The sequence below is a fragment of the Enterococcus sp. AZ104 genome (assembly GCF_050546705.1).
GTDB lineage: Bacteria > Bacillota > Bacilli > Lactobacillales > Enterococcaceae > Enterococcus > Enterococcus faecalis.
Genome location: NZ_CP172952.1, coordinates 642,400 through 667,769, shown reverse-complemented (window position 1 = coordinate 667,769; position 25,370 = coordinate 642,400). Strand labels below are relative to the sequence as shown.

The following is a 25,370-nucleotide window of genomic DNA, read 5'->3' as shown; positions in this document are numbered from 1 at the left end:
AAAGGAGCACCTGGTATGGATCGCAAGAATATCGCAACACGTTACCAACAACCTACTGAAAATTTACTCATGGATATTGCAACATTGGCGAAAAAGACCCCAAATTTAATCGATTTATCGATTGGTGACCCTGACTTAATTACCGATGAGCGGATTATCGAACAAGCAGCTAACGATGCCAAAAATGGGCATACAAAATATACCGCTTCTGATGGTAGCGAGGCATTCATTGAGGCGGTCATTCAGTTTTATCAGTCACATTATCAATTATCTTTTCAACCGAATCAAGTCCGGGCCACAGTTGGCGCTCTGCACGGAATGTACCTTGCCTTACAAGTGATTCTAAATCCTGGAGATGAAGTGATTATTCATGAACCTTATTTCTCTCCTTATAAAGACCAAGTCCTTTTAGCAGATGGCGTTCCGGTCTTTTTACCAACCTATGAAGAAGATGGTTTCCAAATTGATGTAGCTCTTTTGAAAGAAAAAATCACGCCTAAAACCAAAGCGATTATTCTTAATTCACCGAATAACCCAACAGGCGCTGTTTTCTCTGAAGAAACTTTCAGAGAAATCGCACAGGTAGCGATTGAACACAACTTATACATTCTTTCAGATGAAGTTTATGAAGCCTTTTGTTTCCAAGAAACGTTTACTCCCATGGCTACGTTTGCTCCAGAAAATACTATCACTTTTGGTAGCTTTTCAAAAGCCTTTGCAATGACTGGTTGGCGTATTGGTTATATGATTGCCCCAGACTATATTAACGAAGTAGCCAAATTAATTAATGAAGGCGTTACGTATTCTGCGCCTACGTTGTCACAGCAAGCAGGAATCTATGCGTTACAACATTTTGACGAATTTGTAGACCCAATCGTTGAAGTGTTCCAAACACGTTTAGAGTATGTGGCCCAGCGAGTAGCAAAGATTCCTTTCCTTTCGCTTCATCCAGTCAAAGGAAGTATTTACGCCTTCATTAATATTCAAAAAACTGGACTAACTTCCGTTCCTTTTGTGGAAAAGCTTTTAAAAGAGACACAGGTATTAGTGATTCCTGGAAAAGCATTTGGTGAAACAACGGGCGATGAGTACATTCGTTTAGCCGCAACACAAAATTTAGATTTATTAAAGGAAGCGTTCGATCGAATTGAAAGAATGACCTTTGAATAAAAAAGCTTCTGCATTAGCTAATAATCATAGCTAATGCAGAAGCTTTTTAGATTTCTTCTATCAATTCAATCGCTTGCCCACCAACATGCGGTGGAATCGACATAGTCATCGGCGGCAAGCCCACGACTGTGAAACGGACTTTGGTCCCTTTTTTCAAGTGAGACAGTGGGATACTTTCCTCTAACTGTTCAACAAGTATGTTTAAAATTACCCCTTGAGAAAATAAGGGAACAATGGATTCTGGATCACTTTCTGCTTGGATATTTTCTAAATGTAATCGCATTGACAATGGCTGCGTCTCATTTAACACACCAGCCTCTGCTAATTTCCCTGTAAAAACAGCAAGTTTTTCAGTCATTTGTTTGCCTCCTTTTTAAACATCATATTGAAGAGAATTAATTCCATCCCCTAAAAATTCTGAAGCGTTGTTAAATTCGGCAGGATCATATTTGGTATAGGAAACTTGTAATGTCAAAGTAATATTTCTTAAGGTTTCAGAATGGGCAAATTTCTCTTGAGCTTGTTGTTTGAATTCTTTTCTAGTAGTGTATCCGTCATCCCCATCGCGGAAAATTAATAACGCCCAAGTCGGCGGTGTGCCGTCGATAAAGTATGGTAAGAAGCGATCATCCGTTGTCTCTTTAATCGCCGCTGTCACGATTTGTAGCAATTCATTCTTTTGTTCAGGACTTAATAAGTTACGAATACTTTCCCAATAGGCCACTCGGATCACGACTAAATATAACGGCGCTTCATAACGTGTAGAAATGTCAGAAAATAAATCGAATCCTTCTTCGTACATTTTTGCTGTTCTTAAATTAGTTACTGCATCTAACGCATTTAACCGTGAAGTTTCTTTACGTAAGCGAATATTTTCTTCTTCAATCGTACGAATTTGGTAAGTCACTGCATAGATTGTTAAACAGTAGAGCGGCGGCATGATTAGCCAAAATAATGAGCCATAGCTAAACAAATCATGATAGACATACTGATATACAACATAAGTCAATTGTAGAAAAATAAATATAAGCGAAAATGTTAACCCCGCTGTAATTCCTACAAAATAGGTAACGATAATTAAAATAACTGAAATTAATAGACAACTTAAGTCCACAAAGAAATCATTCGTTCCTAAGGCCATAAAGATGGTTGTGCCGACAACCAAAACAATTCCTACCAACAAAGTTAAATCCAAAAGTAAGGTCACTCGTTTTTGATTCACTCTATTCCCCACCTTTCAAATTCTTCTTCACGATGAAGAACGCACTTAATCCAATAATAGTCATACCAATTAAGAAGACAAATAGATAAATCATTAATTTATGATTATTGACAATTCGTTTACCTAATGATTCGTTGCTAACGTTGCTTACACGTTTTTTGAAACGATAATCATAGCGACGATAGTTCGGATCGACCACAATGGCATCTCCTTTGTACATAGAAGTATTCTTCTCTGTATTCACTTGTGTAGAGGCTAAAAAGACACCTTGTGATTTAGCTCCTGTTAAGATTAACGCCGCGGCTTTCGCATTATATGGAGAAAACATTAACTGCGCCGTACCGATTTGTTTACCATAATCTTTTTCAATGCTCAGTTTCTCGTTTGAAACAAAACGTGTGAAGTCCTTATCATAATGGAAATATAACTGATCGTTTAACTTACGAATCATCGGATTATCCTTAGGCGTACCAAAAATAATCAAGTTATGATTTTCTAATGCCGCATTTTTAGGCGCTTTTTTATAATACGTAATCTCACCGACATTACTTTCGGCATAATTACCAATTAAGTTAAATAAATTGGTCAACACTTTAAAATAGTTGTCGTCCATTTTTTCTGGTAATAAAATCGCTAAATCAGCAAAAGAACGGCTTCTGATAAAAATGTTCGGATAGTTGTTAAATAATATGTCATTCAGTTCTTCTGTTTGAATAAACGCATTCGAATTATTTTCAATAAAGGCCCATGGAGTCTGACCATTTCGTAAAACTTCTGGTGATTTAACATTCAAATCAAAAGCAACTTTTAAAACAAAACTATCAGCAATTTCTAAGTTCTTTGGAAATTCGAGATTTAATTCATCACCGTTCGCACGAGCAGCGGTTAATTTCTTGCTGCCAATTGGTTTATCATTGGCATAGACCGTCACTAAAGAAGAATCAAAATCTAAGTTTTCAGCATATTTAAAATGTAAATGCACGCGACTTCCATTGGCATTGTTTCGATCCACTGGTAAATTGACAAAGTACGTTTGTTCTTGGTGATAGGCCCCTTCTAGCTTGTCCCCCGTTGAGGTTAATGGATAATTTCCATCAAATTCTAAAGTTGAACTAAACGTATCGGTATTCTCATCAACTGTTGTCTCTTCTTTATCTGTTTGGGTCATTAATTCATAGTTTGCTAAATAACGTCCCGCACGAACAAGTAAGTCCTCATCTTTAGAAGTAGCTACTAAAACATGCTTATCTGGTTGATTGAAAAATTTTAAGACAGCCTGGTCCTCCACGCGTTTGCTATCAATTTGACTTTTATACTGATCTGGTAATTTATCATAGCTGGCAATAATCAACTGATAGGGTGCTGACTGTTCTTTGTTCAAAGAAGCCATTGGCAACAATTCTTCTGAAGTAGTAATCAAACGAGCAGCGCCAGCTAACGCATGGGTCGCTGCAGCTAATTCTTTTTCCGATGCATTTTCTGGTGTCAAAATAACACTGTGTTTATTCGCAATCGTGTCTGCTCCCACAAAATGATTATAAAAAGAATGAATTGTATTCTCTGGTAATTGTAAATCGTATTGGAAGTTTACGTTAGATCCTTCATACATCGTTAACCAATTTGCCGGAGTTTCAATTAAATTATACATGTCGTTTCCTGCCTGATTAATAATTTGGCCCTCAACAGTCAATGTATTTGTCTCTTTAATCAGTTCCAAAGGGATTTCAATCGTCTTTTGTTGAATACCAGTCGTATTTTCAGGACGCCAAGAATAAAACTTCACACCATTCACTGCCACAGTTAAATCTGAGGTCTGATTATTTTTTAATTGTGTGATTTGGTAGGTCATATTGAATGATGCTTTTTTAACGTTCCAATAATCAATTTTTGTAAAATACATGGTGCTACGGACAGAAGTACCTGTTAAAGAGATTGTTTTATTTTGAAAAGGTTGTGTAAAGGTATGGTTGTCTTGTTCTTTGTTTTCGGCGTATACGGTCGGACTTGCGACACCAATCAGAATTGCCAGAAAGAACAACCCTATTAAAGTGACTGTTTTTTGTTTCATTGCACGTTTCCTCCTTATTTAAATCGTTCAGTTTTGTACCATTTTGTTTGTGTTTGTTTATGAAAAACATTTTCTTTAATATACATCACCATGCCATAAGCGGCGACTACTAGCCACATCTGACTGTATGTAATATACATCAAGGCAATAATTAAGATATTCTCTAAAGTCATTTCGCCTTTTTCGGTCGTAATACTGACAAAAGTACTGAAAATAAATAACAAAATCGCTAACAACCACAAGGAATTGCTAAATCCTTGCAGGGTCGTTGTTAAGTAACCAGACATTGATAAAACTAACATGATGTCTGACAAAACGAGCGATGTCATTAAGAGAAAATAAATGGACAAGAAATATAAAATATCAAAACGGATCCGACTCGCTTTAGGATTAAACAATAATTTAGCATTTTTAACAATGACATAAATATTGCCTTTGACCCATCGCGTCCGTTGTCGGAACCAAACTGACAAAGTTTGTGGCTCTTGCTCCCACGTCACTGCTTTTGGTTGAAACTTAATTTTATAGCCCATCATATAGATGCGGAAACTGATTTCTGTATCTTCGGCTAACGCTTTGTCATCCCAGCCGCCAATGGCTTCAATAATACTACGACGAACAATGAAATTTGTGCCAGGAATCGTGCATAACTTAAATAATTGAAAACGACCGGCTTGTGCCATCCATTGAAAGGCCAGTGTTTCGATATTAATAAAGCGTGTCAACAAGCTTGCATTGCGATTTCTCGTTCTAAATTTACCAATAACTGCGCCGTATTCCTCACTAGCGATTAACTCTCCAACTAAATAACGGAGTGCATTCGGTTCAGGTGTATTGTCCGCATCATAAATGGCAATCACGTCCCCCTTGGCTTGCTTGAAACCAATGTTTAAGGCATTAGACTTACCTTTCCCACCTGTTATATTGTCTGTATTAATAATCTGCAAATTTCGATTAACCGCCTTTTTTTGGACGTTCGCTAAAAGCTCAGCACTATTATCACTTGAGTTGTCATTAATCACAATAATTTCATAGCGATCTTGCGGATAATTAAAATTCAATAACGCTTCAACTGTCCGCACAATGACAATTCCTTCATTATGGGCCGGCACCATAATTGAAACAAACGGCGCGTCTTCGTCCTCTACAGGTGGTGGTGCGACAGGATCTGTTTTTAAATAATAAACATAGCCAAAAATAACTAAGAGAATATTTACAATTAGTAGACTCCAAATAATGATAGTTGCTGTTAACATTACAATGTCAGCAATGGTCATTTGTCTTCCTCCTTATTAATATATTTCGACCGATAATTCTTTCGTCCAATCATAAACAAAATAATCAGGATGATTAAAGTCAGTGTAACAACGCCAATTAAAATATTGTTTGTGATACTGAAAAAGAATGAAAATAACCCTGTAAATCGTTGTTTTTCAACTGTTGAGGCCCCTGTATCAGCCAAACCATTGACAATTTGATTGTTTAAGAAGAACCGATTATTCCGAAATTCGATTTTCTGCGTTTGTGTTTGAACAGTGAAATGTTGATCCGCTTCTGAAACACTAAACACTATTGGCGCTTCCTTGACTTCTTGAATTAGATGATCCACTTCTTTTTTAGAATTTGGAAATGAAAAACTAATGGTGGTCGGCATTGGAAATCGATAGTCATTCGGATTATCTTTATCCGTCCATTCAATCCCCGATAAATAATCATACGGTAAATCAAACAAAGCATTCTTATAAGTGATTGATTCTCCCGTTTGGTTCCGATAAAAAACGCGTTCAATCGGCGGATTTTCTCTTAGAATCACTGTATCACTAATTGCTAGACCATCCTCTTGGTATTGAAGGTCTTGATTCCAGTATCCTGGAGCAGAAATGCCTACTGGATAGACATGTCTGTCGACCAATAAACTAATCTGCTGCTCCATCAATTGTTTCAAAGCACGTTGGTCATTTAAATCAACATTGTTAACGACCGGTGTTTCTAAGAAAATAACCCCCGTCGAAGCAAACGCACGTAACGCATTCGTAAATAGTTTATAAGGTAAAATCGTATTGTTTTGTGAAACGCTCGTACTGGATAAAATATAAGGATATGTGGTTTTAACTAATTCTTCTTGCAAATAGGTTGCCACAGACATATCTCTTAACGGGTTAAAATCAGAAATCGTCAAAAACGGCCGTGACATTTTTTCACTTTCCAGCCATTGACTAATTACGTCCAAGCTTTCTAAAAAAACAGCGCCTTTGCGTTCAAACATTGGGAGAAAAGCATGCCCATTCTCAATTACACCAAATGGATATTCTTCTGGTGCTAATTCTTGTGTTTTTAATCGGCCAACCGTCTGACCTTGCGTATTTTCCAGCACAACTGATTGATCTTGAAAAGGCAATACTTGAGAAAAGCGGTTTTTTTCATCTTCTAACCGATATTGACGATGACTTAATTCTTTCCACGTACCGCTAAAATATTGTTTTTCATCGTCACGCATGTTTCGACCAATGTGTAATTGTTTACCTTTAAAATGAACTCGATCTGCTAGAAAATCAGAGGCAATAACGCCGGCTTGTTCAGGCCAATTCACCATAGAAATCAAACTGTCATAGCCATCATTTAGCAATTCGCCAGGCACATAATCTGACACCGCCACACTCTGAACTTCTACTCCAAAACTCGTCAACACTCGTTGTAAAGCATCCACATCATTTTCTTTTTTCCCAGCAATGTTCAAGCTGTCATAGACAAGTAAGACATGTTTACTTGGTGCAGCCAGCGCCGGTTTGGCAAAGCCACAAAAAACGAAAAAGAGTAAGAAACACACCCAGCCAATAAGATATTGTTTATTTTTCAATTCCCTCTACCTCCCCAATGACTTGTGGTGTTGTATCTTGCCACATTCTTTTACCAATAACATCAGAAACAATTTGTAACAAGAGAAAATCTAAAAATACTGAAACTAAAAACAAATGACGTACTAAGTCACTATCCCCATCAATAATAATTGTTGAAATGAAAACAACTAATAAATTAAGATAAATCCCTGTCATTAAAAAGAAGCGAAAAACTAATCTGGGTTCGTTTCTCTTGATTCCTCTGTATAAACCAACGCCATATAAACCAAACAGAATCACGCCTAATAATAGATAGAAAGCAAAGTTTTTAGGAAAAAAACTGGCTTTAATACGGTTATACACCATAAAAAATTTAGATTGTTCCAGCGGTGCACGCCCCGTCGTTTTCTCAAAATTCCCCACATTATTAGGCTTTACTAAGTAAACATTTGGGACCGCTGAATTCAGTCCTTGCCATAATTCAGATGGATAATTTAAATAATTCAATAACACCCATCCAAAACTCGTTTTATCAAAAAAATCTTTTTTCATTTGTTCAGAAGTTGGTGATACAGGACTGTATTCTTCAAAGTAGGAACGTCCCTTTTGCAACCCATATTGCGGGTTGATTCCGCCCTCTGACATCCGTTTATCTGGAACCTTACTATCCTTCATTACACCGCGCGTCATGCTGTGGTAGACATCACGTTCATAGATATCGTTAGGAACGATAAAAGCTGCTAACGTTGTAAAACCAATCAACGCAATTAAAAAGGCCGTCATTGACAATCGTTGGTAACGTTGTGACAAGTAGACAAAAAATCCTAATCCAGCAATAATTACGCCAATAATCAGCAAATATTCTTGGCGTGTTATCCCTATTAAAAGTACTACTGCTTGTGCCAAGATAACCAAAACTATTCTTCTGAGCCAAGTTCGTGGTTTCGTCACCCGATAAAAATAGACTGAAAATGCTAAGACACTCACAGAAAGTAAAAAACTCGTCGCTTCTGTATAAAAGGAATTAAAATAAATCGTATAGGAGGTATCTCCCAAGATGAAAATAACCAACAAAGAGATAAGATAACTTTTTTTCAAAGACACGCCTTCGGTTAAGCCTCGTACCAGAATATAAATTGACACTAAAAAACAACTAAGATAAACGAAACCTAAGAAACGAATATCGAAAAGTGTTTGACTATAAAAAAGTTTATTAAGCCAAATGGCAATGGTGATGAAAAATTGTTGAGTGGAAACAAAGTGCGTCGTTGTTTCATTAAAATAACGCATAATCGAAAAGTCCTTAACAAAATAGGCCACATTGTCGTAGCTATCACCATTGACACGATAAAGACTATTTGAATTTAACACACGAAAATACTCGCCATTATCTCCCAAGCCATTAATCGGATAAACAAATAACAAAATGCTTGTCACTAACCCAATCCCTAAAACGGCCAAAAGACTTGGAGAAATATAACGACTCAACCATTCAAAAGCCGAGTTCATGTATTTTTTGATCTTTTCCATGCTTTCACCTCATCTAGAAATCATAGGCCAAAAGAGCCATTAAGTTATTATAGGAATAGACTTGTTTCGTAACTTTATCACCAAATCCTCCATAAATCGGACTGCTTGAATCCATAATTTGAAAATTATTAAGTACTGTAATTGCCGCACGATACAACTCTTTGTCATTTTCGGCAACACCAATTAAAGCCGCTATCGCATAACTAGCTGCAGATTGATTTTTATCCACGGGCGATCCATTTAAATCATACGAGTTAAAAAGCGTTCCTTGCTGAACTTGTTTTCGCACAAAATCAATACTAGTCTGCTTCGCCATACCCACTTCACTTAAATGGACAATCGTTAATAAAGATTCAATAATATTAAGTGTTCCGTTGTTTTCGTATTTATTTGTTTGATGATTAAACTTCGTTTGATAAAGAGGTAAATCATCAGAAATATAGCCATCATCTATTAATTGGTAATGATACTGCAAGTAGTCTGCTGAAATCCCAAATTCTTTGTATAGATAACCCAGCGTAATTAAGTCAATATAAAACAAAGAAGTTTCTGAAGACTGTTGTTTTGATTTACTATCGTAAAAATCAATTAGAATATTATCTTTCATAGAGGTTTTCATAAAACTCTTGCCTAATTTTTTAATTTCTTGATCGTACTGATCTGTTTTAAAATGCCCCCCTGCTTCAATTAATGAACGAATGATCCGTAAATCATCAATCGAGGCATTGACATTGTACTTATTGCCTTGCTCGTCAATTCGGTAACTAAATTGGACGCCGTCGTAAAAGGTGTCTTTCGTCTGCTTGTAAAAATTATCAAAACGTCCCTGCGTATCAAAAGCTAAATTACGCAAATATAGACCCGAAGACTCACTTAGCAACTCATGTCCTGTGGCGACATCTTTGCGTTCAGCATCTGGTAAATAATTGGTTAAAAAACCGCCGTCTGTTTTGAGCCGGGTTTCAATAAAAAACTTCAACAAATCTTTGCGTTCAGCGGTTTCTTTTGTGTGAAATTCATGTTTTGTTAAAAAATGTTGTTTGTCTGTCGACATTAAGCGTTGAATTTTTGGATTCACTTTTTCCACCTCTACTTTATAGGATTTTTCTCTAAACAAAAGAAAATATCCTCCCAGAAGCACTACGAATACCCCAATAAAAATCCAAAGTTTTCTCTTCATTGTTACGCCTCTTTTCCTCACTTCTTTATTGTCAGTGTACACAAAAGTACTTGTTTTTGCGAAACTTACGCTACATCTTCAAGCGCAAGAAAAAAAGCAATCCATAAAAATAAAAGGATTGCTTTAACCGTTTCGTCGATCATTTCCTGTCATCGTAATCTCTTTTGACAGATAACGCACACGTTCCATAATTCGTCTGGCTTTTAGCGGCTCTTGTTCTCCTCGTTGCGTCACGGTTAAATGCTCTTCTAAAGCTTTTAAATCTAGATTGGAAGAGAAAAAAGTAACTAATTGTTCTTGCATTCGGTATTGCAAGATTACGCTTAAAACGTCGTCACGAATCCAACTAGTCATGGATTCCGCACCAATGTCATCAATCATTAATATAGGGGATTTTTTTACTGCATCGAGCTTTTCACCAACTTGATCGCGACCAATGGCTTGCTTCATTTCTACTGTAAATGTTGGAAAATGAACAATTGTCGTAGTAAATCCACGTTCTGCTAAAGCATTAGCCATCGCACCTAATAAGAAAGATTTTCCTACACCGAAGGGGCCTTGTAAATAGAGCCCTTTATGAAATTCTTTTGGTGTCGCAGGATATTCTCTTAAAAATTGCATTGCTTCTGCTAACGCTTTGGCTCGACCTTGAGAAGATGGATCGAAATCTCGTAAATTTGCTTCTCGGACATCTTTTGGCATGTCCATTGCCCTTACTCGATTACGAATTTCTTCTTCCTTCTGACGGGCGATTAAATCAGCCGTTGGGACATACGTTACATCAATGTAATGAAAATTCAACATTAATCTTGGCTCATATCCTGGAGCAATCATTGCCGGATCGTTTAATTGAAATTTCTTTTTTTCTTGAACAAATTCATACAGCTTAGCATAACTTTTACGAATATCTTCATCGGTTAAACGCTCTCGGTTTGCTTGTATAAAGGCTTGAACATCTTGATCTTTCAATACTTCGTTAACCAGCTCTTCATATCGTTCATTGATGTCACGCTTCTGGATAATTTTTGACATTTCTTTTCCTACGTCTTCCATCATTGGTCACCTCCTTGGTTTAAAAATTCTTGAATTTGTCGATCTAACTCGGCTTGTTCTTCTGGGGAAAGTTTTGTTTCATCGTTTGGCTGATCTGCCCATTCTGGCAATCGCTCTTGTCGAACAGTTTGGCGTTTCCCTGAATAATTTTGTTGTCGCTGTTTTTGTTTGGTTTGGCTTTGTTTTGCCAATTCTCTGACATGTTCAATTGCTTTTTCTGGTGAATGAATGCCACTTTGTCCCCATTCATTCGCAATTCGATTCACATACTCCGCTTTTAAAGTCGGTTGTTGTTGAATATTGTAAACATAGTTAATCAAAATATTAATCACACTAGTCGGTAAGCCTGATTTGGCAACCAAATATTTCACTAATGAACGTTCTTGTGGTGTCGTATAGCCGCCTCGACTATTTTTTAAAGCTTCTAAATATTGAATAGGCGGATTCTTTTCACTATCCATAATCATTTGAATATCCAGTTCAGAAAAACCATTCATTTTTAATGCGTTATATCGATACGTTTGTTGCTCTTCCACCGTCAATTGTGCTTGCTTGTTTGTCACTACGTTTGTTGGTTGTGGTTTTTTATCAGGATCAAACGCTTGATGAATCGTTCGCACTAATTCCTTAGGCAAAATTCGACTTGTATAATAGTCAAATGATTTCGAAGCAAAGTCTACCATATCTAACTCATTGATGCCATATAATTGATGAAAAACATAGACTTCTTCTTGAAAACTAGCCTCATCTTCAGGCAGTTGTAAACCTAAACGGTGCAAACCTTCCACAAAATAGTGCCAATCAAAAGAATCCGTTGATACAGAAATTTTCTTCGATTTTTCTTTTTGAGAAAAAGTTTCTTGAATCGTTGTCAATCGGTTCGCTTCGGAAACAATTTGTTCTTCTTTAAAGGCATAAACCTCTTGAAAGCTAGCGGAAACATTTTGATAGCCCTCTGTTTTAGTAGGATGCGGTTGGAACTTTTGCACTAATTGATCAAATTTCCGTTGTCCAACCCGATTAAATAACACTAAAGCTAACACTTCATCTTTAAAAAAACGAGCGGCTGTTTCAGGTGCTTTTAAATAATATAAATAACAATCTCCTAATTCCCGATCTGTTTTTTTATACGTTTCTAGCAACCCAATGCCTTCTAATTTGTAGCAAGCTTCTTCTAATTGTTGGCAACTCAAGTCCAGCAAACTAATTAAATCTGCATGAAACAGCGAGCCATTCTCCTCTGAGTCTGTTGTTTCAGATAACAAAAGCCAATATAAACTAAACGCATTGGCGCCGACAATTGGTTGATATAAAAAGGTTAAAACCTCTTTCTCTTGATCAGAAAGCGGTGAATCAATAACCGCTTGAAAAATATTTTTTGGTTGGATTCTTTGCCGATTTCCTTTCAAAGAAAGACCTCCTTTTTAATTTTCTGAGTCAGGAGAAGAAGATTTTGCTTTGTCGACAATGTCCTGTAACTCTTTCAAAAACACGCTCATATCTTTGAATTGTCGATAAACACTCGCAAAGCGGATGTAGGCAATTTCATCTAGATTGACTAAATCTTCCATCACATATTCACCGATAAGCGTTGTAGAGACTTCATTTTCCCCTAAACTACGCACTCGATTTTCAACATTATCGACAATTTGAACCATTTGTTCCATAGCAACGGGTCTTTTTTCCGCAGAGCGAATGAGCCCACGCAAAATTTTATCACGATTAAATTCTTCACGATCCCCATTTTTCTTGATTACAAGTAATGGCGCCGCTTCAATTCTTTCAAATGTAGTGAACCGATAACTGCAATTTTCACATTCACGACGACGGCGAATTGCACGTCCATCATCTGCTTGACGGCTATCAATAACACGGGAATTATTATGATGACATCTTGGACAACGCATAACGTTCACCTCTTCTATTCTGTATAATTTTTGTTGCCTATATTATAACATGAAATTGCGCTATTACTAGGTCTTTAGAACTGGTTCTTAGTTGAATCTTTGCCATTCTTTAATAAAAACAAAGACTTTCACTGTTTTTTCTGAAATTTTCAAAACATTTTACGCCATTTAAAAAATATTCACTTCTTTCCAGTTTGTTCCTCTAGCCACTTCTTCACTTGTTGTTCCGTTTCTTCTCTAGTTCCTTGATTATCAAAAACGATATCTGCTCGTTCTTTTTTCATTTCAATCGGCCATTGGCTAGCAATTCGTTGTTGCGCTTCTTCTTCTGTTAATTGGTTTCGGGCCATCAGACGCTCTTTTTGAATCTTTTCTGGTACATATACCACAGCAACTTGATCCATGATCGCCTCATAATGAGCTTCATAAAGCAGAGGAATATCAACAATAATCAGGGAGGCTTTCTTTTTAGCTTCTTCAATTTGACGTAAAATTTCTTTTCTTAAAAAAGGTTTCAACGTTTCATTTAATAGCTCTCTTTTTTGAGGATTAGCGAAAATTAATTGTCCTAACTTTTTCCGATCCAATTCACCAGTTGTTAATACTATTTCTGGTCCGAAAGTTTCAACGATTGCGGCTAAGGCTGGTTGCCCTTTTGCAACAATTTCGCGGGCGATAATGTCGCCGTCAACAATTGGATAACCCGCTTTTTTAAAAAGAGCAACAACCGTACTTTTACCTGTCGCAATCCCTCCTGTAATGCCTAAAACTTTTGTCATTTCAATCGACGACCTTTCAATTGTTGGCATTGTGGACAATAATGCGTACCACGTTGTGCCACTTTTGTTTTAACAATTGGCGTACCACAACGATTGCAAGGTAAGCCTGTTTGCCCGTAGACATTCAACGCTACTTGAAAAGTCCCTGCTTCTCCTAACGCGTTTAGATAGGTGCGGATGGTGGTTCCACCTGCTTCAACAGCGCGTGCCAAGACGTCAATGATTGCTTGATACAACGTAGCAACTTCCGCAGGTTTTAAGGAATCTGCTGGTTGTTCTGGATGGATTTGCGCTTGCCAAAGTGCTTCATCTACATAAATATTCCCCAAACCCGTCACTAGCTTTTGATCTAACAGCAATGGCTTAATTGCTTTATGATGCTTTTTCAAGCCTTGTTGAAAAGTAGCTAATTGGAAAACGTCTGGTGTTGGCTCTGGCCCCAAAGCTAAAATCCCTTTATATTGATGACCTTGATTCTTAGGAACCAATGTCATACGGCCAAATTTCCGTACATCTAAATAACGTAATTGCGTGCCATCTGTAAAAGTAAACATTACATGGGTATGTTTGGCAATTTCATCATCAGCCTGATGAAACTCATATTTTCCTTCCATCCGTAAGTGAGAAATCATATCATTATCAGACAATTTAAAAATCAGAAATTTTCCTCTTCGCTCAATCCCTTCAATCGTTTGACCAGCTAATTGACCTTGAAATACATCAACTTCTGGTGATTCAATAATTCTTGGCCAAAAAACAATGACTTCTTGAATGGTTTTTCCTACAACAAGTTTTTCAAGTCCTTTTCGCACTGTTTCTACTTCTGGTAATTCTGGCATTATTTTTGCTCCTTTATATAAAGAGGTCTGAACGCTTAGATACCAACGTCCAGATCCTACTTATCCTTATTTTATTCATCGTTCTTAATGGGTAAGCTATTATTTTGCTTCATACCATGTTTTTCCCCAACTGCTATCGGTGATAAGTGGCACATGTAAGGAAACTGCGTGCTCCATCACTTCTTTGACGAGTTGATTTAATTGTTCTAATTCTGATTCTGGTACTTCAAAAACTAATTCATCGTGCACTTGTAATAACATTGTCGCTTGTAATTTTTCTTCTTTTAAACGACGCGCCATTTCAATCATCGCAATTTTTAAAATATCTGCGGCACTTCCCTGAATCGGTGTATTAATCGCTGTACGTTCAGCGAACGAACGTAGATTAAAGTTTCTTGAATTAATATCACTTAAATAACGACGGCGATGATACAATGTTTCCACATAGCCTTTGTCTTTGGCATCGCGGACAATCTCTTCCATGTACTGTTTCACGCCTGGATATTTTTCAAAATAGGTGTCAATATATTGTTGCGCTTGCTTTCTAGTAATGCCTAAGTTTTGGGACAAGCCATAATCACTGATACCATAGACAATTCCAAAATTCACCGCTTTAGCTTGACGACGCATGTTAGGTGTGACATCTTCTGCTTTTTCAACACCGAAAACTCGCATTGCAGTGCTGGCATGGATATCTTGTCCTTCCACAAACGCTTCTTTTAAATGCTCATCATTAGAAATATGTGCGAGCACACGTAACTCAATTTGAGAGTAATCAGAAGAGAAAATCAACCAATTATCCTCTCTTGGTACGAACGCTTCTCTAATTTTTCGGCCTTCTTCTAAACGGATAGGAATGTTTTGTAAATTGGGATCTACTGAGCTTAATCGTCCTGTTTGGGTCAGTGTTTGTACATACCGAGTATGAATTTTATTATCTGGCTGAATTACTTTTAAGAGTCCTTCAACATAGGTCGATTGAATTTTGGCAATTTGACGATAAGTTAAAATATCTGTCACAATTGGTGCTTGTTCTTTTAGTTGTTCTAAAACATCCACCGCTGTTGAATAACCAGTTTTCGTCTTTTTGATCACAGGTAAGCCCATTTTTTCAAATAAAATAACGCCTAATTGTTTAGGTGAGTTTAAATTAAATTCTTCGCCAGCTTCTGCATAGATTTTTTCTTCGATTTCTTTCAAGCGTTCTGAAAATTCTACTTGCATTTCTTTTAAGCGCGTGGCATCAACACGGATACCAGTTATTTCCATATCGCCTAAAATACGAGAAAGTGGTAATTCCATTTTATAGAATAAATCAGCTTGATTTTTTTCTGTTAATTCGCTATCTAATTTGCTTGTTAAAAATTGAATAGCTTTAATCTTACGTGCTAAATGACCAAAGAAAACTTCTTCGTCCTCTGGCAAGCCTTTTTTGGCCCCTTTTCCATAAATGGCTTCATCAGATTGAATCGCATCATATCCGTAATGTTGTGCTACACCTTCAATATCAGCGTTATTGTCATTGGTATCAAGTAAATAAGCAGCCAATAAAACATCAAAGGCAATCCCTGTCATTTTTCCTACATAGCGATTTAGTGCAACGTACGTCCGTTTTGCATCATAGACATTTTTTTTACGTGTCTCATCCATCAACCAGTCGATAAATGGCTGACTTTCAAAAACAGCTAAATTATTCGTGGTATAAATCTTCTTGTTGTTGCCCCAAGCAAGGCCGACAATCGGTGACGTATGATAGTTATCTTCCATCATCTCAACATAAAGAGCCATATCGTCTGTAAACATTTCATTGGTTAACTGATCTTCGACTACTTCAAATAAAATATCTTCCATTTCAACAGGTTCTTCTGTAATGTCCAACTTAGCTAAAAATTGTTTAAAGTCCATTTCTTTATAAAAAGGAACCAATTTTTCTAAGTTTTTCCCTTCATATGCCAAGTCTTCCACATTGACTTCGACTGGTGCATTGACTTCAATTGTCGCTAAACGTTTAGAAAGAAAGGCTTGCTCTTTATCATTAATCAAGTTTTCTTTCATTTTGCTTTTTTTCATTTCATCGATATTCTCATAAACCCCTTCAACTGAGCCATATTGTTTTAACAGCTTAATCGCGGTTTTCTCACCGATTTTCGTTACACCTGGAATGTTATCCGACGTGTCGCCAGCCAACCCTTTCATATCAATAATTTGCTTAGGCGTTAACCCATCATATTTTTCAGCAATATGCTCAGGCGTATATGATTCAATATCGCTAACTCCTTTAACAGTGATATCTACTTTGACAGTGTCCGTCGCTAATTGTGTCAAATCTCGGTCCCCTGATAACACGACAACATCAAATTCATCTTTATCAACTTTGTTGGCTAATGTACCAATAATATCATCTGCTTCATAGTTAGGTAGTTCATAATATTTTACGCCTAAACCTTCTAAAAGTTCACGAATATACGGCATTTGTTCTTTAAATTCCCCAGGTGTTTTTGAACGTCCGGCTTTATATTCTGAATAAAATTCTGTTCTGAATGTGGTTTTCCCTGCATCAAAAGCGACTAAAACATGAGTAGGCATTTCTTTTTGCATTACATTTTCAAACATATTGTTAAACGCATAAATAGCATTTGTATGCAAGCCGTTCTTATTTTTGAATCGTTCTAATGAGTTATGTAGCGCAAAAAATGCACGAAAGGCTACACTGTTTCCATCAACGAGTAATAATTTTTTTTTGGTCATTTTTTTCCCCTCATCTTTAGCAAACTAGTTTCCTTTCTATTTTAACAAAAAACTACAGAATTTGCAGTAGACGGCGATTGCAGAATGAAAGAAAAAGGTATTTGACATAGTTCCTTAGTGACAACTATATCAAATACCAAAATCAATCAGCAATACACGCTGGATCTTCACAAGTACGAAAATCTTTTTACGGCAAAACATTTCCCGCTGCACGATAAATATCGTACCAATCTTCGCGACTAATCACAATGTCTGCTGCTTTAGCAATTTCTTCAATTCTACCAAGATTCATACTTCCTGCGATGACTTGCATATTAGCAGGGTGGCGCAGAATCCAGCTGCTGGCTAAGCCAGTTGGCGTTGTTTGATATTTTTCAGCCAATTCGCTTAATTTTTGATTTAACTCAGGGAATTTTTCATTTCCAATAAAGACACCTTCAAAATAACCATATTGGTACGGTGACCATGCTTGAATAGTCATTTGTTTCAACCGTGAATAATCTAAAATACCATGATCATAATCAATGCTTCCTGATATTTCCATATTTGTTTGTAAGCCTTGATCTACCATGCCAGTATGCTTGATGCCAAATTGTAATTGATTGGCTAATAACGGTTGTTTAACAGCTGTTTTTAAAAGTTCAATTTGTCCTGGCGTTTGGTTACTTACACCAAAATAGCGAACTTTCCCTTGTTTTTCTAATAAATGAAAAGCTTCAGCTACTTCTTCTGGTTCCACTAAAGTATCTGGACGATGCAACAATAATGCATCGACTGAATCTACACCTAAACGCTGTAAACTCCCTTCGACCGCTTCTAAAATATGTGCTTTTGAAAAGTCAAAAAAGCCCTGACGAATCCCACATTTCGTTTGTATAAAAATATCTTCACGACGAATGGTACTTTCTTTTAAGGCCTTACCAAAAATGGTTTCGCAGTCGCCGCCACCATAAATGTCGGCGTGATCAAAAAATGTAATGCCATGATCATAAGCAGTTTCAATTACCTGTTGAGGATTTTCAGCACCATTTAAGCGCATACATCCTAAGATAACTGAAGAAACTGTTTCGTCACTTGTACCAAATTGCAGTTGTTTCATTTTAATATCCTCCTCATCCATTCCTCTTACTTCTTCATTTTAACACTATTTAGACAAAATTGGACTTCTTACGGTAGATTCGCTTCGACTTTTTCAAAAAAAGCAGGAGATAATTCCTCTGGCAAATAAACCACTGTCTTAGAAGAAAGCGCTACGTTCATCTGAAATAAATGATTGACAATTAAGAGGTGTGCTTGGTGAAGTTGATACGTTGGTTTTCCATGAATAATTGTAATATTCTTTTTTTCACTGAAATAGCTTTTTATAGATTGCCCCAACGCTTGTTCCTTTTCTGGAGGAAAGTCCGTCAATAGGCAAATAATATATTTTTTTTCATATAAAATCGGGTCAAATAAATCTAGGATGTGATAAAAATAGCAACTCGTCAATTCCCTTTCTTTTACTGAAGTAAAGACTGGATATAGGCGCTTTAAAAGCCTAATTAGTTTTTGTAATCTGTGCCAGGTTTGTTGATAACGAGCAGCGAGTGTTTGTTCCTGTTTATGAGCTGGCAACCATGCTTGTCCGTCTAATAAACTATTCATATGCGTACTTAAAAATCGACATAAATGAATTTCTTGATAATTAAAATGATGTTGTGTAAAATTTCTCCTAATTTCTTTCATAATAAAAATAGCTGTTTTTAAGCATAAACTTTCTATTTTCATTTGCTCATGAATAAAATACTTTCGCGCTCTCTTGCCAAAACAACCACCAAAATGTGCTTCAAGAATCACAAATAACGCTTTTTGTTCTTTAAGAGACATAAAAGAAGTGCTCAACACTTCCACACGAAATAAATAAAAAAAAGCACTTGTTTGTTGAAATAAATTAGCATTTGGCACTGAAATTTCATGCCCGCCTCGGTATCGTCTCTCCCAAATATAAATTAGCCAACTAAGATGATTCTGTTGTGCTACATTTAAATCCAACTCAAAAAAGGTAATGATTTTCCGAGTCATTTCTCTGTTTTCTTCTAGACAGCTTTCTTGAAAAAACAAATAAAAACAAAGGATTAACTGTCGAATTTGCCATTCATTGCCAGTTAAATCGTAATGTTTTTGACGTACAATAATATCAAAATTAACTAGCCAACGTCGAATATTAGAAAGTTTCTTCCGAAGAGTTGATTCCTGTAATCCCAATACCTGGGTCAATTGCGCATAATTGATTCGCTCTTCAATTAGACAACGTAAAATATAAAATTCGGGAATAAAATAACAAAATTTTTGTCTAAATCGAGCCAAGCCACAAACGCATAATTCACGATATTTTACAATTCCTTTGGTCGTTGTATAAATCTTACAAAGCCCTTCTATCTTAAACGCTTCCTGCTTTTTTTCAAAACGTTGAATGTAACAATGGATGGTTTTGTCGCTCACCTTTAGTTTTTCTGCAGCCATCAAAACAGAAAATGTCTGCTCTTGTTGCAGTAAATCCAACAATTCCAACATATTTTTATGTTCAAAAGACAATAATTCCTTGAAATCCATATATCGTCCCCTTTCACTCCCTTGTTATAAGAATACGTCAAATAAGGCAAAAATTTTTTTAAGAAGAAAAAAATAGAGAACAAAAAGTATTGATTACTTTCCGCTCTCTACAATTATATCGAATTATTTTTTTGAAATATGCAGTGTCATAGCATTTGCTGCTACAATAATTGTACTTAATGACATCAAGACAGCACCTACAGCTGGATTTAAAACAATCCCAATTGGTGCAAGAACCCCAGCCGCTAAAGGAATGGCGACAATATTGTACCCAGCTCCCCACCAAAGATTTTGGATCATTTTACGTCGTGTTTGTTTGGCTAAATCTAAGAACCTTAAAATATCTTTAGGATCACTATCCGTCAGTACAACATCTGCCGAATCAATCGCTACATCTGTACCAGCGCCTATCGCAATGCCGATTGAAGCACGGGCTAAACTTGGTGCATCGTTAATACCGTCTCCTACCATCATGACCTGATGTCCCTCAGTAAGATATTGTTGCACAATTTTTTCTTTATCTTCTGGTAAGAGCTCTGCGTAGTATTCCTTCATTCCTAAATAATTAGCAACTGCACTGGCGGCTGTTTGATTATCCCCTGTTAACATGACTGGCGTAATTCCTTGCGTTTGTAACTCTGCAATAAATGTTTTAGCTTCTGGTTTGACTTTATCTCCTAAAGCAAGCAGTGCGACTAATTGACCAGCGATGATTAAATAGCTCAAGGTATTTCCTTGCTCTTGATAGTTTGTTTTAATTGTTTCATCGAAGGTTAACTGTAACCGTGCAACTTCTTTTTCATTGACTATTTTGACTTCTTGGTTTTGAACAGTAGCAACCAGTCCTACGCCTGATAAAGCTTGCAGATTATGGGCTTCATAAGGTTGAACGGCTTGTTTATTTAAATAGTTCATGATCCCAATTGCCAACGGATGGTTTGCATTTTTTTCTAATGCTCCAATATATTTAAGTGCTTCTTCTCTAGTGAATTGCTTACTCATTAATTCTAAGCCAGTAACTGTAAATTGTCCTTCTGTTAAAGTTCCAGTTTTATCCAGCAACACATATTCAACCTTATTGGCTTGTTCTAATGCATTCCGATTTTTTAAAAGTAAGCCATTTTTAGCAGCAATGGAGGTACTTCTAGCAATCACTAAAGGAATTGCTAAGCCTAACGCATGGGGACAGGCAATAATAAAAACTGTAACCATTCGTTCAAATGCTAGAGACAAATCTTTCGTTACGAGTAACCAACCGATAAATGCTAACACACCTACGAATAAGGCAATATAGAATAACCACTTGGCTACACGGTCTGAAATGGATTCTAGTTTTGATTTTTCCGATTGCGCTTGTTTAACCATCTCCATAACTTTTGACAGGTAACTATTTTCCCCCGTGCCAGTTACCGAAATTTCAATCATTCCGTTGCCATTGACAGCTCCACCAATCACGGAGTCACCAATGTTTTTTTCTACTGTTTTTGATTCCCCTGTAACCATCGATTCGTCGACTGTTGTGCTTCCTTTCAAAATTTTACCATCTGTCGGAATTTTATCTCCCGAACGAACAATCAAGCGATCGCCTTCTTGGACATCTTGCAAAGGAATTTCTTCTTCCCCATGTTCAGTCATTCGCTTGACTGTGTCAGGCAACAGTTCAGCCATTTTTTTCAAGGCATCACCAGCATTAGAAATAGCATTCATTTCAATCCAATGGCCTAAAAGCATAATAACAATCAGAGTGGCTAATTCCCAGAAAAAGTCCATCACGTGGGCCTGATTCGTAAAATGATTCATGTAAAACGCATATAAGCTGTAAAAATATGATACCGAAATCCCCATCGCAATTAACGTCATCATTGCTGGACTCTTTTGCTGTAATTCCATTCTAGCGCCACTTAAAAATGGTTGTCCACCATAAAAAAATAGCACAGTTGCTAAAATTAAGACCAACCAATCAGAACCTGGAAAAGTAAATTGAAAAGGTAATTGAAAACCCATCATTGGTGAAAGAACAATAATCGGAATAGCTAAAATCAATGACAGCCAAAATTTTTGTTTAAAATTCCCCATATGCATTGAATGGTCCATTCCCTTCATTCCTTCATGTTGGTGTGACATAGCCATTTGTTCATGCGCCATATCATGATTCATGTGATTCATTTTATCGTGGGACATTGTTGGCTGTTTTTCCTGGTGTTGTTCATGATTATGTTTTGCTGACATATGATCCCTTCTCTTCTTAAGTATTTTCATCTTAAGCATAGCACAAGATGAAAATTGTTAGAAATAATTACTTTTTTTAGTTTAGAAAAAAAAGAGCCGAATTTTGCGTATGTATATTTTAAGAACACCTTATCCTCATATTTATTACAAAAGGAGTGTTTCAATGAAAATTACTACAAAGCAAGTCGGGGCGCGCATGCGTGAAGCTCGAAAAAAGAAGAAGTACACTTTACGTTATTTAGCCAATAAAATTGGTTTATCTAGTGGAAGTACAATTAGTAACTGGGAATTAGGTTTGAATTTACCCAATAAACGATACTTAAAAAAAATCGCTAAAGCCTGTGACACAACAGTAGATTGGCTACTTTATGGTGATTTTGATCGATTTGTGCGCCAGCTATTAAAAGAAAATTTTCAAAATAAACAACTGCTAAAACCACCTTTTTTTACTCAGTTGATGGGACGTTTATCTGAAGAACAGCTATCCTATCACGATTCCTTAAAAATTATGATTCAAGCGCAAAAGTTACAGCAGTCCTTTTATGCTTTTCCTTTAACAGTAGAAGCCCCCTCTCATTCCCAAGAGAGTATTTCTATTTATGAACCAACAACTGCAGAAGAACAGTCTGACCAATCTTATTATCATCCGTTTATTTTGTCAGAACTCCATGAATTATTTACACATTCTCAAAATCCAGAATTGGATTATTCTCTGATTATCGCTTTTCTTCCTTTGTTAAAAGTAGATCAATTAACTGAGCCACAAAAAGAAGTCTTACTGGCCATCTTTAAGCGGATGAATTCCTTTAAAGACCAAACGCTTTTAAATGAATTCTTTGTGGAATTACAGTATTTACTCTGATTCTACAAAAAAGATTGAGCCATGTATCTCAAGGACTTAGGCTCAATCTTTTAGTTAAATTTCTTCTATTTATGAACGATTCTTTCGTTCGACTAAGTGCGTTTTCCGTTGTGGACCAATGATTAAAGGAACGGATTCATATTTGACTTCACTGTATTCCAAGCCAAACCAACTTTCAGGAGAGGTAGTTAAGTTTTTGATAGCTAATTTTGCCTGCATAATTTGTCGATCCCATTTTTTCAGTTCAGAAACGTTAGATAATTCTTCTTGAATTAATACAAATTGGAAATCGCCAACTTCTCTCCCTGGCGTTAATGAATAACGTTGCGGCTGTTTTGGCAAGCGGCCTGTTTTCATCAAGTCATGAACAATTTGTCTTAAATATACATTCACTTCTTGAGAAATATGGAAGCCTAAATATAGCTGAACTTGCACAATAAAATCAGTTCCTAGCATGTCAACAGAATATTCTTGAGTAAAGGGTTCATCTGTTACCTGAACATTAACAAACCAATAAACATTCGCTCGTTTTGGTTGTTTGTCCAAAATCGAATAAATAATATTACGATTAATTTCGCCATCCACTCGATCGGAGGTTAAAAAGACCACGTTGGTTTGATACATAGGTACAGATGTATCTTCTTTCAAAGCTTTAAGTTGTGGTACATATTTTTCCAACGACACTTGTTCCGCCGTCGCTTCCTTAATCTCGTTGCCGCGTTCCCAAATAATCATGATGCATAACAAGAAGACTGCCATTCCCACAGCAACATATCCACCATGGAAAAACTTCGCAGCACTTGAAAAGAAAAAGACAACTTCAATGGCAGCAAAGAACAAGGAAATTAGATACGCAGACCAAGCTGGAATTTTATCCAAAAGATAAAACAACAATAAAATGGTTGTCATTAACATCGTAATCGTAATCGATAGACCATACGCAGCTTCCATGTGTGTCGATGTTCTAAACGCCAGCACGATTGCTGAACAAGCTAACCACAAAATTAAATTTACCGCTGGAATATACATTTGACCGATATTGCTCCCAGGATAAATAATTTTAAGTCTTGGTAATAACTTCAATTTAATCGCTTCAGAAACTAAAGTATACGAACCTGATATTAACGCTTGCGAAGCAATCACTGCTGCGATTGTTGCAAAAACAACGCCAAATACGAGAATACCTCGTGGAATCATTTGGAAAAATGGGTTAATTTCAGCTAATGCCTGCATTTCAGGGTTTTCTTTGACCGTTAATAACCACGCAGCTTGCCCTAAATAATTAAGAATCAAACAAATCTTAATATACGGCCAGCTAATGCGGATATTCATTTTTCCTACATGCCCTAAATCAGAATATAAAGCTTCAGCACCAGTTGTAGCCAAGAAAATATTCCCTAAAATAAATAGACCTAATTTATTTTCTGGACTGACTAGTAATTGCAAAGCATAATATGGATTTAATGCACGAATAACCGTCCAATCTTGGCTAAAATTCATTAAACCAATGATGCCTAAAAAAGTAAACCACAAGAACATAATCGGCCCAAAAGCTTTCCCGACCAATTCTGTTCCAAATCGTTGAACAGAAAAAAGAATTAAAATAATCGTCAACGTAATAACCACTATAATCGTTTGGTCATTGCCAAAACGTTCAAAAAATGCTGGAATCCCCCGTAAGCCTTCAATCGCTGTCGTCACTGTCACAGCTGGGGTCAAAACGCCATCAGCCAGTAAAGCGGCGCCGCCAATCATTGCGGGAATAATCAAATACTTACTTTTTTTACGAACCAATGTATAAAGAGAGAAAATCCCACCTTCTCCATGGTTATCAGCATTTAAAGCAATAACAACATATTTAATCGTGGTTAAGATAGTCAATGTCCAAAAAATTAATGAGACCGAACCTAAAATAAACGATTCAGAGACCCGTGCCAAGCCACCATTATCTCCTACAATGGCTTTCATTACATATAAAGGGCTCGTTCCAATATCTCCATAGACAACGCCCATAGCAACTAAGATCCCTGCCATCGTAAATTTCCGACGATCAAACCCCTCTGCTTTGTGTAACACAATACTTTCCTCCTACAAAAGAAATGACTTCGTTTAGTTTAACCAACAGCTCCATAAAAACTTTTAAAACTCTTTATTATATAACGTTTTATATATCTTTTTCATTAGTCAAAAAGCGCTTTTTGACTAACGATGCTACTCACTATAATACGTTTTAAATCGTTTAGCAAGTCTTTTTATTAGAGAATGTTCATCTTAGATAAGAAACCCACCTATTTTGAAAAAAGGAAAATCAAAAATAAGTGGGGCAGCAGTCGAAACGACTGCTGCCCCACTTG

The 25,370-nt window shown here is 36.6% G+C and carries 19 protein-coding genes; 2 read left to right on the top strand and 17 right to left on the bottom strand.

Annotated elements, in window-relative coordinates; genetic code table 11:
• The first annotated feature begins 15 nt into the window (after positions 1-15).
• Positions 16-1,170: a pyridoxal phosphate-dependent aminotransferase gene (locus tag IGJ37_RS03225; protein ID WP_002355768.1), complete on the top strand. Its 1,155-nt coding sequence runs from the start codon at positions 16-18 to the stop codon at positions 1,168-1,170.
• A gap of 46 nt (positions 1,171-1,216) precedes the next feature.
• On the opposite strand, the gene IGJ37_RS03220 is transcribed toward IGJ37_RS03225, so the two are convergent.
• From IGJ37_RS03220 to IGJ37_RS03145, 16 genes are all read right to left on the bottom strand, one after another.
• The gene (locus tag IGJ37_RS03220; RefSeq protein WP_002380123.1) at positions 1,217-1,528 is read right to left on the bottom strand and encodes a hypothetical protein; all 312 of its coding nucleotides are present in this window, start codon (positions 1,526-1,528) and stop codon (positions 1,217-1,219) included.
• Positions 1,529-1,543: 15 nt separating this feature from the next.
• Positions 1,544-2,404 (bottom strand): hypothetical protein, encoded by an 861-nt coding sequence (locus IGJ37_RS03215; protein ID WP_002385041.1) that lies wholly within the window; start codon positions 2,402-2,404, stop codon positions 1,544-1,546.
• A complete protein-coding gene (locus IGJ37_RS03210; RefSeq protein WP_010827225.1) occupies positions 2,394-4,460 on the bottom strand; it encodes a cellulose biosynthesis cyclic di-GMP-binding regulatory protein BcsB in 2,067 nt (688 codons plus the stop codon). The genes IGJ37_RS03215 and IGJ37_RS03210 overlap by 11 nt, the downstream gene beginning before the upstream one ends.
• A 14-nt stretch (positions 4,461-4,474) precedes the next feature.
• Positions 4,475-5,737 carry a glycosyltransferase gene (locus tag IGJ37_RS03205; protein ID WP_002355764.1) on the bottom strand — a complete coding sequence of 421 codons (1,263 nt, stop codon included), beginning with the start codon at positions 5,735-5,737 and terminating at the stop codon, positions 4,475-4,477.
• Complete coding sequence (locus IGJ37_RS03200; protein WP_002355763.1) at positions 5,734-7,317, bottom strand: hypothetical protein; 1,584 nt, start codon at positions 7,315-7,317, stop codon at positions 5,734-5,736. Before IGJ37_RS03200 ends, IGJ37_RS03205 begins: the two co-directional genes overlap by 4 nt.
• Complete coding sequence (locus IGJ37_RS03195) at positions 7,307-8,827, bottom strand: hypothetical protein (protein WP_325815015.1); 1,521 nt, start codon at positions 8,825-8,827, stop codon at positions 7,307-7,309. The genes IGJ37_RS03200 and IGJ37_RS03195 overlap by 11 nt, the downstream gene beginning before the upstream one ends.
• Positions 8,828-8,840: 13 nt before the next feature.
• A complete protein-coding gene (locus IGJ37_RS03190; RefSeq protein WP_002385036.1) occupies positions 8,841-10,049 on the bottom strand; it encodes a hypothetical protein in 1,209 nt (402 codons plus the stop codon).
• A gap of 81 nt (positions 10,050-10,130) precedes the next feature.
• Positions 10,131-11,060 (bottom strand): primosomal protein DnaI, encoded by a 930-nt coding sequence (gene dnaI / locus IGJ37_RS03185; protein WP_002355760.1) that lies wholly within the window; start codon positions 11,058-11,060, stop codon positions 10,131-10,133.
• The gene (locus IGJ37_RS03180) at positions 11,060-12,469 is read right to left on the bottom strand and encodes a replication initiation and membrane attachment family protein (RefSeq protein ID WP_002396542.1); all 1,410 of its coding nucleotides are present in this window, start codon (positions 12,467-12,469) and stop codon (positions 11,060-11,062) included. The genes dnaI and IGJ37_RS03180 overlap by 1 nt, the downstream gene beginning before the upstream one ends.
• A 15-nt stretch (positions 12,470-12,484) precedes the next feature.
• A complete protein-coding gene (nrdR, locus tag IGJ37_RS03175) occupies positions 12,485-12,967 on the bottom strand; it encodes a transcriptional regulator NrdR (protein ID WP_002381296.1) in 483 nt (160 codons plus the stop codon).
• A 179-nt stretch (positions 12,968-13,146) separates the two neighbouring features.
• Positions 13,147-13,746 carry a dephospho-CoA kinase gene (coaE, locus tag IGJ37_RS03170; RefSeq protein ID WP_325815014.1) on the bottom strand — a complete coding sequence of 200 codons (600 nt, stop codon included), beginning with the start codon at positions 13,744-13,746 and terminating at the stop codon, positions 13,147-13,149.
• On the bottom strand, positions 13,743-14,585 hold the full coding sequence (mutM, locus tag IGJ37_RS03165) for a DNA-formamidopyrimidine glycosylase (protein WP_002355756.1): 843 nt from the start codon (positions 14,583-14,585) through the stop codon (positions 13,743-13,745). Before mutM ends, coaE begins: the two co-directional genes overlap by 4 nt.
• 99 nt (positions 14,586-14,684) lie before the next feature.
• Entirely contained in the window at positions 14,685-17,333 is a 2,649-nt protein-coding gene (gene polA, locus IGJ37_RS03160; protein WP_325815013.1) for a DNA polymerase I, read from the bottom strand.
• A 187-nt stretch (positions 17,334-17,520) separates the two neighbouring features.
• A complete protein-coding gene (locus IGJ37_RS03155; protein WP_002355754.1) occupies positions 17,521-18,432 on the bottom strand; it encodes an aldo/keto reductase in 912 nt (303 codons plus the stop codon).
• Positions 18,433-18,500: 68 nt separating this feature from the next.
• Positions 18,501-19,925 (bottom strand): helix-turn-helix domain-containing protein, encoded by a 1,425-nt coding sequence (locus IGJ37_RS03150; RefSeq protein WP_002361338.1) that lies wholly within the window; start codon positions 19,923-19,925, stop codon positions 18,501-18,503.
• Between the two features lie 123 nt (positions 19,926-20,048).
• The gene (locus IGJ37_RS03145; RefSeq protein ID WP_325815012.1) at positions 20,049-22,193 is read right to left on the bottom strand and encodes a heavy metal translocating P-type ATPase; all 2,145 of its coding nucleotides are present in this window, start codon (positions 22,191-22,193) and stop codon (positions 20,049-20,051) included.
• Positions 22,194-22,317: 124 nt separating this feature from the next.
• Between IGJ37_RS03145 and IGJ37_RS03140 the strand changes: the two genes are divergently transcribed.
• Positions 22,318-23,016 (top strand): helix-turn-helix domain-containing protein, encoded by a 699-nt coding sequence (locus tag IGJ37_RS03140; protein WP_002381295.1) that lies wholly within the window; start codon positions 22,318-22,320, stop codon positions 23,014-23,016.
• A gap of 69 nt (positions 23,017-23,085) precedes the next feature.
• Here IGJ37_RS03140 and IGJ37_RS03135 read toward each other — a convergent pair whose 3' ends face one another.
• Entirely contained in the window at positions 23,086-25,092 is a 2,007-nt protein-coding gene (locus IGJ37_RS03135; RefSeq protein ID WP_002381294.1) for a KUP/HAK/KT family potassium transporter, read from the bottom strand.
• Between the last annotated feature and the right edge of the window lie 278 nt (positions 25,093-25,370).

Excerpts from the sequence above, each read along its gene's own strand:
- IGJ37_RS03225 (WP_002355768.1), top strand. The coding sequence starts at position 16 with ATGGATCGCAAGAATATCGCAACACGTTACCAACAACCTACTGAAAAT.
- IGJ37_RS03220 (WP_002380123.1), bottom strand. The coding sequence starts at position 1,528 with ATGACTGAAAAACTTGCTGTTTTTACAGGGAAATTAGCAGAGGCTGGT.
- IGJ37_RS03210 (WP_010827225.1), bottom strand. The coding sequence starts at position 4,460 with ATGAAACAAAAAACAGTCACTTTAATAGGGTTGTTCTTTCTGGCAATT.
- IGJ37_RS03205 (WP_002355764.1), bottom strand. The coding sequence starts at position 5,737 with ATGACCATTGCTGACATTGTAATGTTAACAGCAACTATCATTATTTGG.
- IGJ37_RS03195 (WP_325815015.1), bottom strand. The coding sequence starts at position 8,827 with ATGGAAAAGATCAAAAAATACATGAACTCGGCTTTTGAATGGTTGAGT.
- dnaI (WP_002355760.1), bottom strand. The coding sequence starts at position 11,060 with ATGGAAGACGTAGGAAAAGAAATGTCAAAAATTATCCAGAAGCGTGAC.
- nrdR (WP_002381296.1), bottom strand. The coding sequence starts at position 12,967 with ATGCGTTGTCCAAGATGTCATCATAATAATTCCCGTGTTATTGATAGC.
- coaE (WP_325815014.1), bottom strand. The coding sequence starts at position 13,746 with ATGACAAAAGTTTTAGGCATTACAGGAGGGATTGCGACAGGTAAAAGT.
- mutM (WP_002355756.1), bottom strand. The coding sequence starts at position 14,585 with ATGCCAGAATTACCAGAAGTAGAAACAGTGCGAAAAGGACTTGAAAAA.
- polA (WP_325815013.1), bottom strand. The coding sequence starts at position 17,333 with ATGACCAAAAAAAAATTATTACTCGTTGATGGAAACAGTGTAGCCTTT.
- IGJ37_RS03155 (WP_002355754.1), bottom strand. The coding sequence starts at position 18,432 with ATGAAACAACTGCAATTTGGTACAAGTGACGAAACAGTTTCTTCAGTT.
- IGJ37_RS03150 (WP_002361338.1), bottom strand. The coding sequence starts at position 19,925 with ATGGATTTCAAGGAATTATTGTCTTTTGAACATAAAAATATGTTGGAA.
- IGJ37_RS03145 (WP_325815012.1), bottom strand. The coding sequence starts at position 22,193 with ATGCTTAAGATGAAAATACTTAAGAAGAGAAGGGATCATATGTCAGCA.
- IGJ37_RS03140 (WP_002381295.1), top strand. The coding sequence starts at position 22,318 with ATGAAAATTACTACAAAGCAAGTCGGGGCGCGCATGCGTGAAGCTCGA.